Source organism: Lentibacillus sp. CBA3610, from assembly GCF_013373365.1.
Classification (GTDB): Bacteria; Bacillota; Bacilli; order Bacillales; family Amphibacillaceae; genus Lentibacillus.
Map to the genome: position 1 here is coordinate 1,209,015 of NZ_CP035925.1, position 13,560 is coordinate 1,222,574.

13 protein-coding genes and 2 pseudogenes are annotated in these 13,560 nt (G+C 43.0%); 2 read left to right on the top strand and 13 right to left on the bottom strand.

What is annotated here, in order from left to right; all coding sequences use genetic code 11:
- Positions 1-200: 200 nt before the first annotated feature.
- The 13 genes and pseudogenes from Len3610_RS06145 to Len3610_RS06205 form a co-directional block, all read right to left on the bottom strand.
- Positions 201-895: pseudogene (locus Len3610_RS06145) on the bottom strand (SigF/SigG family RNA polymerase sporulation sigma factor); the annotation flags it as partial.
- Between the two features lie 100 nt (positions 896-995).
- Positions 996-1,348, bottom strand: a pseudogene (gene spoIIAB / locus Len3610_RS06150) (anti-sigma F factor); the annotation flags it as partial.
- Positions 1,345-1,698, bottom strand: a complete 354-nt coding sequence (gene spoIIAA / locus Len3610_RS06155) for an anti-sigma F factor antagonist (protein WP_176447177.1) — start codon at positions 1,696-1,698, stop codon at positions 1,345-1,347. The pseudogene spoIIAB and the gene spoIIAA, both read right to left, overlap by 4 nt.
- Positions 1,699-1,800: 102 nt before the next feature.
- Positions 1,801-2,976, bottom strand: a complete 1,176-nt coding sequence (locus Len3610_RS06160; protein ID WP_176447178.1) for a D-alanyl-D-alanine carboxypeptidase family protein — start codon at positions 2,974-2,976, stop codon at positions 1,801-1,803.
- 126 nt (positions 2,977-3,102) lie between these two features.
- Positions 3,103-4,407: a pyrimidine-nucleoside phosphorylase gene (locus tag Len3610_RS06165; protein WP_176447179.1), complete on the bottom strand. Its 1,305-nt coding sequence runs from the start codon at positions 4,405-4,407 to the stop codon at positions 3,103-3,105.
- Positions 4,408-4,425: 18 nt separating this feature from the next.
- Positions 4,426-5,250: a purine-nucleoside phosphorylase gene (locus Len3610_RS06170; protein WP_176447180.1), complete on the bottom strand. Its 825-nt coding sequence runs from the start codon at positions 5,248-5,250 to the stop codon at positions 4,426-4,428.
- A 34-nt stretch (positions 5,251-5,284) separates the two neighbouring features.
- A complete protein-coding gene (deoB, locus tag Len3610_RS06175; RefSeq protein WP_176447181.1) occupies positions 5,285-6,463 on the bottom strand; it encodes a phosphopentomutase in 1,179 nt (392 codons plus the stop codon).
- Between the two features lie 144 nt (positions 6,464-6,607).
- Positions 6,608-7,501, bottom strand: a complete 894-nt coding sequence (xerD, locus tag Len3610_RS06180) for a site-specific tyrosine recombinase XerD (protein ID WP_176447182.1) — start codon at positions 7,499-7,501, stop codon at positions 6,608-6,610.
- Between the two features lie 5 nt (positions 7,502-7,506).
- The gene (locus Len3610_RS06185; RefSeq protein WP_176447183.1) at positions 7,507-7,716 is read right to left on the bottom strand and encodes a YqzK family protein; all 210 of its coding nucleotides are present in this window, start codon (positions 7,714-7,716) and stop codon (positions 7,507-7,509) included.
- A 282-nt stretch (positions 7,717-7,998) separates the two neighbouring features.
- Positions 7,999-8,457, bottom strand: coding sequence for a ferric iron uptake transcriptional regulator (locus Len3610_RS06190; RefSeq protein WP_176447184.1), 459 nt, complete (start codon positions 8,455-8,457; stop codon positions 7,999-8,001).
- A gap of 110 nt (positions 8,458-8,567) precedes the next feature.
- Entirely contained in the window at positions 8,568-9,209 is a 642-nt protein-coding gene (gene spoIIM / locus Len3610_RS06195) for a stage II sporulation protein M (RefSeq protein WP_176447185.1), read from the bottom strand.
- Positions 9,210-9,327: 118 nt separating this feature from the next.
- Entirely contained in the window at positions 9,328-10,497 is a 1,170-nt protein-coding gene (locus tag Len3610_RS06200) for an endonuclease Q family protein (RefSeq protein ID WP_176447186.1), read from the bottom strand.
- Between the two features lie 3 nt (positions 10,498-10,500).
- Entirely contained in the window at positions 10,501-11,046 is a 546-nt protein-coding gene (locus Len3610_RS06205) for an NUDIX hydrolase (RefSeq protein WP_176447187.1), read from the bottom strand.
- Positions 11,047-11,160: 114 nt separating this feature from the next.
- Between Len3610_RS06205 and Len3610_RS06210 the strand changes: the two genes are divergently transcribed.
- Positions 11,161-12,075, top strand: a complete 915-nt coding sequence (locus tag Len3610_RS06210; protein WP_176447188.1) for an aldo/keto reductase — start codon at positions 11,161-11,163, stop codon at positions 12,073-12,075.
- Positions 12,076-12,293: 218 nt separating this feature from the next.
- Positions 12,294-13,544: a DNA polymerase IV gene (locus Len3610_RS06215; RefSeq protein WP_176449574.1), complete on the top strand. Its 1,251-nt coding sequence runs from the start codon at positions 12,294-12,296 to the stop codon at positions 13,542-13,544.
- The last annotated feature ends 16 nt before the right edge of the window (positions 13,545-13,560 follow it).

Here is a 13,560-nt window from a genome sequence, read left to right on the forward strand (position 1 = left end):
TGATTGAAGTTTCACTTATCCCGCATATAAGGCCGGTATCCCGCCAAAAAAAAACGGCGGGTTACCGGCCCTAAATTCCGATTTCGTTCACTAACAATCAGTGGAAAAAACCGCTCCACTGATTGAAGTTTCACTTTATCATGGAATCCATATTTACTCATATCATTAAGATTTTTTTTCTCCAGCCCTTGATTACTGAACTTGCGAATACCAAGTCTGTCGGCCACTTCCGAATTGCGTTCGGTCTTATAATATCTTAAAAACAAAATGAGCCGTTCGCGTTCATCAAGTCTTCTGATTGCTTCCTGCAGTGACAGTTTATCAAACCATTTAGTGTCATCATCGGCAATCTGATCCAATAATGTAATCGGATCCCCATCATTTTCAAAAACCGTTTCATGGATAGAGTGTGGCGACTTTGCAGCTTCCTCGGCATGTACGACTTCTTCAGATGTAATATGCAGTGCCTCAGCAATTTCCAGAACAGTTGGTGTCCGGCCGAGCTGTTTTGTCAATTCATCCCGGGTTTTACGTATTTTGTTCCCTGTCTCTTTTAAGGAACGGCTCACTTTAACACTGCCATCGTCCCGGATAAAGCGTTGTATTTCGCCGATTATCATGGGCACAGCGTATGTGGAAAACTTTACATCATAGGATAAGTCAAATTTATCTATTGCTTTTATCAAACCAATACTGCCTATTTGGAATAAAATCATTCCGGATCATATCCCCGATTGATAACGTTTGTACAACCGACCATACAAGTCCTGACATTATTTTCAACAAGCAAATCCCGTGCTTGTTTGTCACCTTGCTGGCTCTTATGAATATACGTCTTCACCTGTTCGTCAGTCAACGAATCTTGACGGTTATCATTTCTTACATTAACGTCCATAGGCATCCCTATTTAGAAACCGTTTTTTTTGATAGTTGTTTTGTCATGTGAACGGGTTGTACCACTTTCCGGGGACGATATGATTATCCAGTGGCAATCCCATGAAATTCTCGATGATGGTAAATCCCATCCCGGAATCTTTCCAATTCCGGTTTTGATGTATAGAGCGGTGTCTTGCTTTCATCCACGTCACTAATGCCTTTTACCGTTATCCTTAATGGTTACTTCCACTTCATCTTCATAAAGCACACAGGATATGGAAACATAGTGTCCCGGTTCATTGTTGTAACCATGGATAATCGCGTTTGTTACGGCCTCCGAAACAACTGTTTTAATCTCGGTCAGCTCATCCATCGTCGGATCCAACTGTGCCACAAACGAAGCAACTGTCACCCTGGCAAACGACTCATTTTCACTTACACTTGCAAACTCGACAAACATTTCATTTTTCATGAAGCCACCCCCAACGTAAATAACGCGTGTTCTTCGTTCTCCTCTAACCTGACAATCTTAAACAAACCTGACATTTCAAACAATCTATGAACCGGTGCTGAAATGGAACAAACAACCATCTCCCCTCCCAGCTGCAGTACTTCCTTGTATCTTCCCAGAACAACTCCCAGCCCTGAACTATCCATGAATGTTACAGATTCAAGATTCAAAACGACATGTTTAATGGCGTTTGTATAGATCATTTCTTTCCACTCGTTTCGCAATACCTCAGCTTCATGATGGTCCAATTCGCCGGACATTCTGACGATAAGGACATCTTCTTTAACGTCAAACGAAGTAGTCAGACCCATTTTATTTCCTCCCCACATTTTCGTTCTGGAATACTCTTTCGTCACGATGCAAATCAATTCCTGCTTCTTGACAAAAGAAGTAAAAATTCGAACAGATGCCTATTATTTCACCATTTTTTGCATCGTCCGTTTTAATAACGTTATATACGAAGCTGTTTGGACATCATGATCAACGACCAGTGATGTTTTCGATAATGTTGTGCCATTGTCTTTTACAATTAATTCACCAACCTGATCGCCTTTATTAATCGGCAGGTCCAAATCAGAATGCATATTTACCTCAGTTGTCACATCTTTGTCCTCGTCACCTATACGATGAATGGTGCTAATCGATTCAGATGGAACCACATTAACGGATTCTTCCTCCGCTTTCAGTAATTCCAGAGTTGTAATGGCTTCACCTTTGTCATACAAATTTTCTGTTTCAAAATGATTGAAGGCATAATCAAGCATGTTCGTGATGTCACCATTTCTTTCTTTGGTTGTGTCTGCCCCCATTACAACTGCAATCACACGCATATCGTCCTGTTCCCCGGTAGCCGTTAAACAATACTTTGCCTCATTCGTATAACCGGTCTTCAGTCCGTCAACACCCGGATAAGAATTGACCAGTTTATTTGTATTAACCAGCCAGAATTCATCTTCTTCACCTTCGCGTAAATAATCTTCATAAAGCGATGTATATTCCGTAACGGACTCATATTTTAATAATTCTTTTGCCATAATGGCCATATCATGGGAGGTGCTATAATGATCTTCAGCCGGCAGCCCGGTGGTATTTTGAAATTGTGTGTTTTCCAAATCCAACGCCTTTGCTTTTTCATTCATTTGCTCTACAAACGCTTTTTCACTTCCGGCAATTCGTTCTGCCAGAGCGACACTTGCGTCATTTGCCGAAGCAACAGCTACGGCTTTAAGGAGATCCTCGACAGTCATTTCTTCACCAGTCTCGAGAAACACTTGTGACCCCCCCATTGATGCAGCCCGTTCACTGACACGGATCGTTTCTTCCTTGGTAATTTTCTCCTCATCAAGGGCTTCCATAATCAATAATAGAGTCATAACTTTTGTCATACTGGCAGGTGGCAGTTTTTCATGTGAATTTTTATCAAACAGCACTTTTCCGGTGTCACGCTCAATAAGCATGGCTGACTGGGAATCCGGAGCCAAATTGAGTTCCTGTTCAGCATCATTTTCCGGCTCCTCTTCACTGAACACAGTTAATGGCGTCACTAGAATTGTAAATATAACGCTAACCAATAACACAAACCTTTTCATTGTCCAACCTCCAACATTAAATATAGTTCTAGGATTGCCATTTGAATGTGTTCTTATACATAAGGGGGGTCTGTCCCCCACCACGGTAATGCGTTAAAGTGGCAAGTGACAGACCCCCAAGTGAATCTACTCTGTAATGTTGTCATATGTGAGTGGCGGTGCTTCGACAGTTCTATCTGTTATCGTTATGCTTTCATATAATTTTTCTTTTACATTATCCACCGCTTTGGTATTTGCATGAATCGTCAGCAGTGACTCGCCTTCATTGATGTGGTCTCCTATTTTTTTGTTCAAAACAATGCCGACACCTAAATCAATTTCGGATTCCTTTGTTGCTCTGCCTGCACCGAGCATCATCGCTGCTGTACCAATATTATCGGCAATGATTTCCGAAACGGTTCCGGATTTCTTTGCGGGCAATTCAAATGTATATGTTGCTTGCGGTAATATGTCCGGGTCATCGGCAACACGTGAGTCACCACCCTGAGATTCCAGGAAACGTTTAAATTGGTCTAATGCTTTTCCATTGTTCAGATTGTCAGAAAGACGTTCTCTCGCTTCATCAAGTGTAGCCGCTTTGTTCGCCAATACGACCATTTGGCTTCCCAGCTCCAGACATAATTCGGTTAAGTCGTCGGGGCCATCTCCCTGCAGTGTTTCGATTGCTTCTTTAACTTCCAGAGCGTTACCAATCGCGTTCCCTAATGGCTGACTCATGTCAGAAATAACGGCCATTGTATTACGGCCAACGCGATTACCGATTGAGACCATTGCCTGCGCTAATTCCTTCGCCTCATCAAGCTCTTTCATGAAAGCACCGGCACCGGTCTTGATATCCAGTACAATCGCATCTGAACCGGAAGCTATTTTTTTACTCATAATCGAACTGGCTATCAGCGGAATTGAATTAACCGTTGCCGTCACATCCCGCAGACTGTACAATTTTTTATCAGCAGGAGTCAGGTTGCCTGTCTGACCGACAACCGCCACCTTATTTTCGTTGACAAGATCAACAAATTCATCTGTCGATATTTCGACATGAAATCCTGGCACTGCTTCCAGCTTATCAATCGTTCCGCCAGTGTGACCCAGTCCCCTGCCACTCATTTTAGCAACCGGAACACCAAGTGAAGCAACCAGCGGGGCAAGGATCAAGGTTGTCGTATCACCAACCCCGCCGGTTGAGTGTTTATCAACTTTTATTCCGGAAATAGCGGACAGGTCTATCTGATCACCGGACTCAACCATTGAAGCTGTTAATTCTGCACGTTCCGCTTCAGTCATATCCTGGAAAAAAATAGCCATTAAAAGGGCACTGACTTGATAGTCCGGGATATCACCTTTTGTGTAGCCATTGACAAAGAAACTGATTTCTTCGCTTGAAAGATTTTTGCCATCACGCTTTTTTTCAATAATGTCATACATTCGCATATAATCACCTTTAGTCCATTATGAATTCGGCAATGTGCGGATAATTTCTTTAACAAACCGGAGAAAATCCTCACGCACCTGAGCAGTTGTTTCAATCACTTCATCATGTGTCAGAGACTGATCAAGAATACCTGCAGCCATGTTTGAAATACAGGAAATACCCAATACCCTAAGGCCGGCATGTCCTGAAACAATAACTTCCGGTACTGTTGACATGCCAACCGCATCACCGCCAAGTGTCCGGAGCATGTTAATTTCCGCCGGTGTTTCATATGTCGGACCGGAATTTCCGACGTACACACCTTCCTGAACATTCAACCCAAGTGCTGCTGCATGGTCCTTTGCATGCTGCAGATAGGCTTTATCATACACTTGAGACATATCCGGAAAACGCTCACCAAGCGACGCGTCATTTGGTCCAAGCAGCGGATTGTCACCCATATTATTGATATGATCCGTAATCAGCATTAAGTCACCAGGGCTGTACGATTGATTAATTCCGCCGGCAGCGTTCGTAACGATAATCGAATCGATTCCCATTTCTTTCATGACACGGACAGGGAATGTTACTTGCTGCATGGAATAACCTTCATAATAGTGAAATCTTCCTTGCATTGCGATAACCTGTTTTCCTTCCAGTTCGCCGATGACAAGCTGACCTTTGTGACCGGAAACCGTTGATTCCGGGAAATGCGGTATATCTTTATAAGCGAATGACACCGGATTTTCAATTTCATCGGCTAAAACACCGAGCCCTGACCCTAAAATGAGTCCAATGCCGGGTGCAGACGTCAATTTATCATTAATATATGCTGCAGCATCTTTAATCATTGTCTGATCCATTATCTGACTCCTCTCCATTACATTTCCAATTTCGTTAGTTTATATCATCTAAAAAGCTTTTGCCGTGTTCAGGCATTTTGATATTAAAATTGTCAGAAACAGTAGCACCAATATCAGCAAACGTTTCTCTTAATGGAAGTTCTGTACCCCCATCCATGTTTGTATGATAGATGAGCAATGGCACGTATTCCCGTGTATGATCTGTTCCATGATGGACCGGATCATTGCCGTGATCAGCTGTAATAATCAGCAAATCCTCGTCATTCAGCCGGTTCATGACTTCCGGCAGCCGTGCATCAAATGCTTCCAATGCTCTGCCATAGCCTTCAGGGTCACGTCTATGGCCATATTTGGCATCGAAGTCAACGAGATTCAGAAAGTTTAATCCGGTGAAATCATCTGACATGGATTCAATGAGTTTTGTCATGCCATCTTCATTATCTTCAGTGCGTATGGCTTTCGTAACACCTTCACCATCATAAATATCGGAAATTTTGCCAAGCGCAATCACATCATAGTCACTATCTTCAAGTTCATTCATCACTGTACGGCCAAATGGCTTCAATGCATAATCATGGCGATTGGCAGTACGCTGAAAGGCACCTGGTTTTCCGATGAATGGTCGTGCTATGACCCGGCCAACCATATACTTTTCATCCAATGTCAATTCCCGGGCAACTTCACAAATGTTATATAATTCCTCCAGTGGAACAACTTCTTCGTGGGCGGCAATCTGCAGGACAGAGTCTGCAGACGTATAAACAATCAATGCGCCTGTGTCCAGATGTTCCTCACCCAGCTCTTCAATAATGGCCGTGCCTGATGCCGGTTTATTGCCGATAACTTTTCGACCCGTTTTCTCTTCCAACTCTGAAATTAATTCATCCGGAAATCCATCCGGAAACGTACGGAACGGCTGCTGGATATTCAATCCCATAATCTCCCAATGGCCTGTCATTGTATCTTTGCCATTGGAAGCTTCCTGCATTTTGGTATAATGCGCCATTGGTGGTGCGGCTTTTTCAATGCCCTTAACTTCCCTGATATTGCTTAAGCCTAACTTAGCCATATTCGGCATATTCAGACCGTCCATCCGTTCAGCGATATGACCTAATGTATCGGCACCTTCATCATTAAATTCTTTTGCATCCGGGGCTTCACCAATCCCGACAGAATCCATGACAATCAGAAATATGCGCTTGAAATTTTGCATGAATACCTACCTCCTATAGTTGTTTTTCCCTGTTAGACGAATTAATATGTTAAGTCCTGACGTTGTAAGATGTCTGACCTCTCAAACTGCAAAAACCCTTAATCCCTGGTGAATCAGCAAACTGAGAACCCCGCCTGTCATAAACTAGGCCCGCGGATGATACGATTGATAGATATCTTTTAATCTGGTTTTTGTAATATGTGTATAAATTTGCGTTGTTGATATATCACTATGACCGAGCATCTCCTGAACGGACCGCAAATCTGCCCCATTTTCCAGTAAATGTGTCGCAAATGAATGCCTTAACGTATGGGGCGTAATCTGTTTTCGAATCCCTGCATCACGTGTTATCCCCTTTAAGATTTTCCAGAATCCTTGGCGGGATAACGGTCTCCCATGCTGATTAACAAACAGCGCATTTTGATCCTGTCCGCGTTTCACAAGGTGCCTCCTGGCGTTCTGCAGATAATCATCCACAGCCTTTTTCGCCACATCACCAAGCGGGACAATCCTTTCTTTTGAACCTTTTCCCATACAACGCACAAACCCCATCGTCAAATGCAGGTCGCTCACCTTTAATGACACTAATTCCGTGACGCGCAAACCCGTCGCATACATTAATTCAAGCATCGCCTTATTACGAACTTTCAAAGGGGTATTAGCATTAATTGCCAATAAAGCTTCTACATCTTGTGACGATAACGTACCAGGCAGTTTTCGCTCCTGTTTCGGTGTTTCAATATGTATACTCGCATCATGGTCAACAAGCTGTTCCCGGATCAGGAAATGGTGGAATGCCCGGATTGACGAAATCGTTCGTGCAATCGTAGCCGGTGATTTACCATCTTCCTTTAATTTATACAGAAAAGCCGAGATATCTGTCCGCCCTATGTCGTTCCATTCTGCTTTTCGGCTCACTTTCTCAATATATTGCATATAGTTTTTCAGATCTCGCTGATAAGATGTTAATGTATTATCAGAGACCCCCCGTTCCACTAATAAATAATGGAAAAAATCATCAAAAGCGGGCTTGAGCATCGTCATTACTCCCCTAATCGAAAAAATAAATTCAGACGGTCAAAGAAACTGTCATCTTCTGTTTCAAAAACTTTGACAGACGGTCCCTCAGGCGGATCGTAGCGATGAAATTGTTCATATTCGGTATGCATGTATCTTAATCCAATATAGAACAAACATGTACAAGTTATGAAAATCACAAACACCTTTAATGTATCCCATATCAAGTGTTTCATAAAACCGGTCACCTCTTTTACATAGCCATTTAGAGGTTGTCCCAAAAGTGCTCAATCTCTTTTTGGACACTCATTATTAAAAGATATGCCAAAAAAGGCTGACAATATACATGATACCTTAAAACTGACATAATTTGTCCTGTCACCACCAAAATAACCCATTTTACCCGAAATGTAAATGAGAACAACATCCGTCAATTATTTACCTGAAAAAATCTATAAACTTCGGAGCATAAAAAACCTTTTTCCCATGAAGAAAAAGGCTTATGAGACTCACTTTTATTAACTTGTCGATTTAACCATAACTTCCTGGCATTGCTTGCAAACTCCATGGAAAGTTAATCGATGGTCTTTCACTTGAAAGCTCCAGTTTTTTTCGACTATTTTTTCAACATCTCCCAAAAGGTCCTCAACTATTTCTTCAACAGAACCGCATTCGGTACAAACAAGGTGATGATGAAAATGTTCTGCGCCCTCTTTACGAAGATCATAGCGCGAAACACCATCGCCGAAATTAATTTTATCAACAATTTCCAATTCCGATAATAATTCAAGTGTCCGATAAACAGTTGCCAGGCCAATTTCCGGCGCTTTTTCTTTTACCAGCAGATAGACATCCTCAGCACTAAGATGATCTTCCTCACGCTCCAGCAATACCCTGACTGTGGCTTCCCGTTGCGGCGTGAGCTTGTAACTCTGTGCATGGAGCTGTTTTTTTATCTGTTCAATTCGGTGTTCCATGGCAACTCTCCTCCCTGTAATCCCCAACTTTATTATATGCTCACAGGTATAACGTGTCAAAGTATAATAATTATAATTTGTTATTTATAATTATTATTATATAATATTTGTTACTCATTATAAAGGGATTGTATTAACATTTCCATTGCGCCATTTGCCACATAGGCTTCCAAAGCAGCTGCAGCCAGGGAAAACACCATTAATGAAGCGAATACTGTCGCATATCTTCCCAGAGGCTGGAGAACAGGCTGGGATATCCTCCGTGCAAAAAGCTTTCTTAATAATGTCAGAGAGAAAAGCATGGATAGACTGCCGGCAACGATATAAACCGGAATAATCAGCAAATTTTGCGGTGCAATTGAAAGGGCTGCAAGAAAAAGGCCGTCCAGACCAAGCTGATTAACGATGAAACCGACAGAAAAACCGACAACTAAGCCTTTTAAAAACAGTAAAATCCATACGACCGGAAGTCCGATGACAGACAGTCCTAAAATAAACAGCATAAACAGATACTTCACATGATACAGGAAACTGCTCTGCAGTACGTCACTGCTGTTTATTTTTCCGTCATCAGCTATATCGCCAAAAAAACGCTCAAGATAAAAGAATAAGTCCTGCTTTTGGACAAAATTCATGCTGTTAACAATGATAGCGCCAAAAATGACGCCGGTTAAAAACAGGATTGTCATAAAAATATAAATGGTAGCATGTTCTCTTATATGGTCGATTAATAGTGTGCGCTTATTATACATTGGAATCCTCCATCATTCGTAATGTCTCCTCCTGCATCGGACTTATGTTTGAACAGGTTCTATTAGAAACTATGAAGAATTCCTTGTAAAAATACCAATTTATTTTTTACTGCTTTTATTAAGATGTTGTGACTGTCCCGTATTTTCCGCCGCCACCGGCTTTGATTGATAATTTACCTTGTCTCATATTTATAATCGATGTTGCTAGTTTTTCGGGTATGATTTCTTTCAAATCCTCAAAAGAAGCGTAATGGATCACATTCATTTCTGTCTGGAAATGGTCAAGCAACTTTTTAAACGTTTTAGGCCCAAGCGCCGGCAAATATTCCAGTGGTACCTGGTATAAATATGGCGGCCGATTTCGTTTTTCTTCATGGTTAGTTTTTAATTCCTGAATTCGATCAAATACACCTTTGACAATTTTGGTTGACCCGCAGCGATGGCATTTGGCCGCATCGGCAGATAAGGGCTCAAGGCACTGGCTGCAAACGGTGGTATGGTATTTACCAAGACGGGGATTCATGCCAAAGTTTCGTTTTACCTGTCGTTCATTGATATTATGCAACGCCCAATAAAATTCCTTGAATGAAGGTTCTTCCATCCTAATTGCCTGGTACTCCCTGGCAATCTTCGGAAGCGAATGTGCATCAGAATTTGATAAAAACGTAAAGTCATGGAGTTCGCCGATTTGATCGGCCATGGCTGTATCTGAGCTGAGCCCCAGTTCGATCCCGTCTATTAAGTCAGCATCAAACACTTCGTTCAGTGACGTGTGCACGCCCTTCCCGTACATACTCTTAAATGGTGTGAACACGTGGGCGGGGATAAATATGCCCGAAAGCTCTTTCACCTTATATTGCAGATCTTTTGCTGTTCCGTAATAGCGCTGGGAACTTAATGTAATGTTTTTCATTCGCGTTGTCAGCCACTCCGAAAATTTTTCCATTTTAGCAAGCGTTGGCAGGAAGCACAGGACATGGAGCGGCCCCTGACAGTTTTCATCATAAACTTCGATTTCCGACCCGAGTATGAGGGTGGCATTTTCAAACCGGATTCCCCCATCTTCAAGTTCATGGGCGAGACCCGTTTCCATAAGTTCCTTCAATTCCTGCTGGACGGCCGGTGCATGGCTGTCAATCACGCCGACCATATGGATTCCCTTATTCCGGCTTGCCTCTTTAAGAACATTTGTCAGGGTCAATGTTTTAGCTCCGGTGATTTTGACCGGATGGTTGTACATATCCCGGCCAATGTGAATGTGCATATCAGCAAAAAACGATTTCAGCATCGCCTACATCCTTTCAAGTGTGTCTAAATACAGTATGGCATAGTTTGTTTTCGCGTCATGGATTTGTTTGTCTGCCACATATTGCTTTGCTTCATCCAGTGTCAATTCAATTCGTTCGATAAATTCATCATCATCACCGGCGGCAGCATTCTCCACCGTCTCAAGGTCGTCTGCTATATACAGATACATGATTTCATCAGCGAATCCGGGTGATGTATAAAATGATGTTATAAACCTTGGTGTGCCGGCTGTATACCCGGTCTCCTCCTCCAATTCACGCAGTGCGGTCACAGACGGATCTTCCCCTTCTTCCAATTTCCCGGCCGGAATCTCGACCAGTGATTTTTCCAGCGGTTTCCGGTATTGTTCCACAAAAACAATTTTATTATCGTTTGTAATCGGAATGATGCCTACCGCTCCGGTATGTTTGATCAGTTCCCGTTTAGAGGTTTTTCCGTCCGGAAGTGAGACGTCATCCACCTGCAGTTTCACGACGTTTCCATTATATATGTTTTCTGTATGGATTGTTTTTTCTTCAAATTTTTTCATTGTGGTCATCCTTTTCTGAACGCTTATTAATTATTCTATCATATCTTAATGGTTGTATTTGCTGCAATGTCTTTTCTACAATAGAATCAGACGAACATATTGGAGGCTGATACGATGAAAAAGAACCAACTGGGACAATCGGATTTATCTATTTCCGAACTGACACTTGGCTGTATGTCGCTGGGAACGGATAATCAAAAGGCAAAGGAAATTATCGACCGCGCCCTCGATGCTGGCATTAATCATCTGGATACGGCAGACCTTTATGACTTCGGCCGAAATGAAGAAATTGTCGGTGAAGCGATTAAAGGCAAACGGGATCAAGTCGTTTTAACGACCAAAGTCGGTAACAACTTTAGTAAAGAAAAGCAGGACTGGTTCTGGGATCCGTCCAAAGAACATATTGAACAAGGTGTTAAAGACAGCCTTCATCGATTGGGCACGGATTACATCGATTTTTACATGCTGCACGGCGGCACGATAGATGATCCAATCGATGAATCGATTGAAGCGTTTGAAAATCTGAAACAAGAAGGCCTTATCCGGGCTTACGGCATTTCTTCCATCCGTCCGAACGTCATCCGTGAATATGTCGAACGTTCGAACATTGATGCGGTTATGATGCAGTACAATATGCTCGATCGCCGGCCGGAAGAAGAAATACTCGATCTTCTCCATGAAAACAGCATCAGCGTCCTGGCACGGGGGCCATTGGCAAAAGGAATGCTCAGCGACCGGGCAGATGAACACATTGAGACAAAAGGCAAAGATGGTTTTCTCGATTATTCGTATGATGAGCTGAAATCCATTCACAATGAGCTTGAACACGTAAATGGTGATGGCTCACTGAATGCTCTTGCTTTAAGCTATATATTGAAACATCCTGCCGTTGCGAGTGCTGTTTTTGGTGCCAGTTCCGTCAGTCAGGTTGATGACAATACCGATTTCGACCAGTCGACGTTGACCGATGAAACATACCGGAACATACAGAGCATTACAAAAGCCATTAAATATACGAATCATCGATAGTTCCCTCTTTACCCCCTCTCACTGTTACAATCGAAAGTTTTTCAAAAAAGGGGGCGTGAAAAATTTATTTTTTTCATGCCCCTTTTTCGTGTTTGAATACGATTGTAGTAGTGAAGGAGGGGTCCTATTTAGGTCAAATGTCATGAATTTCCATTGATAATATTCTATTATAGGCATATAATAACAGAACAAACGTTCCTTTTACGAGGTGAATGATGATGGATTATGCCAATTACCCGCGGAATGATGTGCTCTGTATTGATATGCGTTCATTTTATGCCAGTGTTGAGGCGGTCAAGCAGGGACTTGATCCGATGACCGTCCAGCTTGCCGTCGTGGGAGATGTCAACCGATCGGGAAGTATTGTTCTCGCCGCCTCACCAGCCCTGAAGAAAAAACACGGCATCAGCAATGTCAGCCGTTTTTTCGAACTGCCTGATGATCCCGATATTGTCATTGCACCGGCACATATGGCTGATTATCTGGAAGTATCAATGGAAATTACCAAATTGATTAACCAATATGTTCCAAAAGAAGCCATTCACCAGTATTCGGTTGATGAAGTCTGGGTAACTGTGAACGGGCTGGAAAAACTATTCGGTGACCGGTGGCGGGTTGCGGGAAACATCAAACAAGATATCCTGGAAAACTTCGGGATCACCTGCTCCATCGGGATCGGCGATAATAAATTCCTGGCTAAAGTCGTTATGGATCTGCACGCCAAAAAGCACGGTATAGCAGAGTGCACCTATGAAGATGTCAGAGAAAAATTATGGCCATTTCCGGTGCAGGACGTGTGGGGAATCGGCCGGCGGATGCAGCGCAACTTAAACCGGATGGGGATTGTCACACTCGGGCAGCTGGCTAAATTTCCTTTACAGCAATTAACCAAACGATTCGGTATCATGGGTGAGCAGCTTTATTGGCATGCATGGGGGATCGATTTGAGTCCCGTCTTCGGCAACTTTACCAAAACGGAACAGAAAGGATTCGGACACGGCATCTCACTACTGCGTGATTATTCCGGGGATGAGGTTGCCATTTGCATTCTTGATTTATGTGAAGAAGCGTGCCGGCGTGCCAGAAGTGCCAATAAAGCCGGCAGGACCGTGCACCTCGGTATCTCGTACGCGAAAGAAACGGGCGGCGGCTTCAGCCGGTCACGATCTGTCAGCCTGCCGACCAATATCACCATGGATGTCTACGGTACGTGCATGCAGTTATTTCATGAATTCTACGACGGCGTCAGTGATATCCGGCATGTCTATGTAACACTTGATAACTTATACGAAGACGGCGAAACACAATTGAATCTTTTTGATGATAAGCCAAAGAAAAAAGATATTGGCTACGTCATGGATGCCATTCGTGCCAAATATGGTTCCACCGCCATACTCCGGGCAACCAGTTACACCGATGCAGGCATCACAATCGGACGGAGCAGCAAAATCGGCGGACACCAGGCGTAGCAGAGGCCGGATGCCA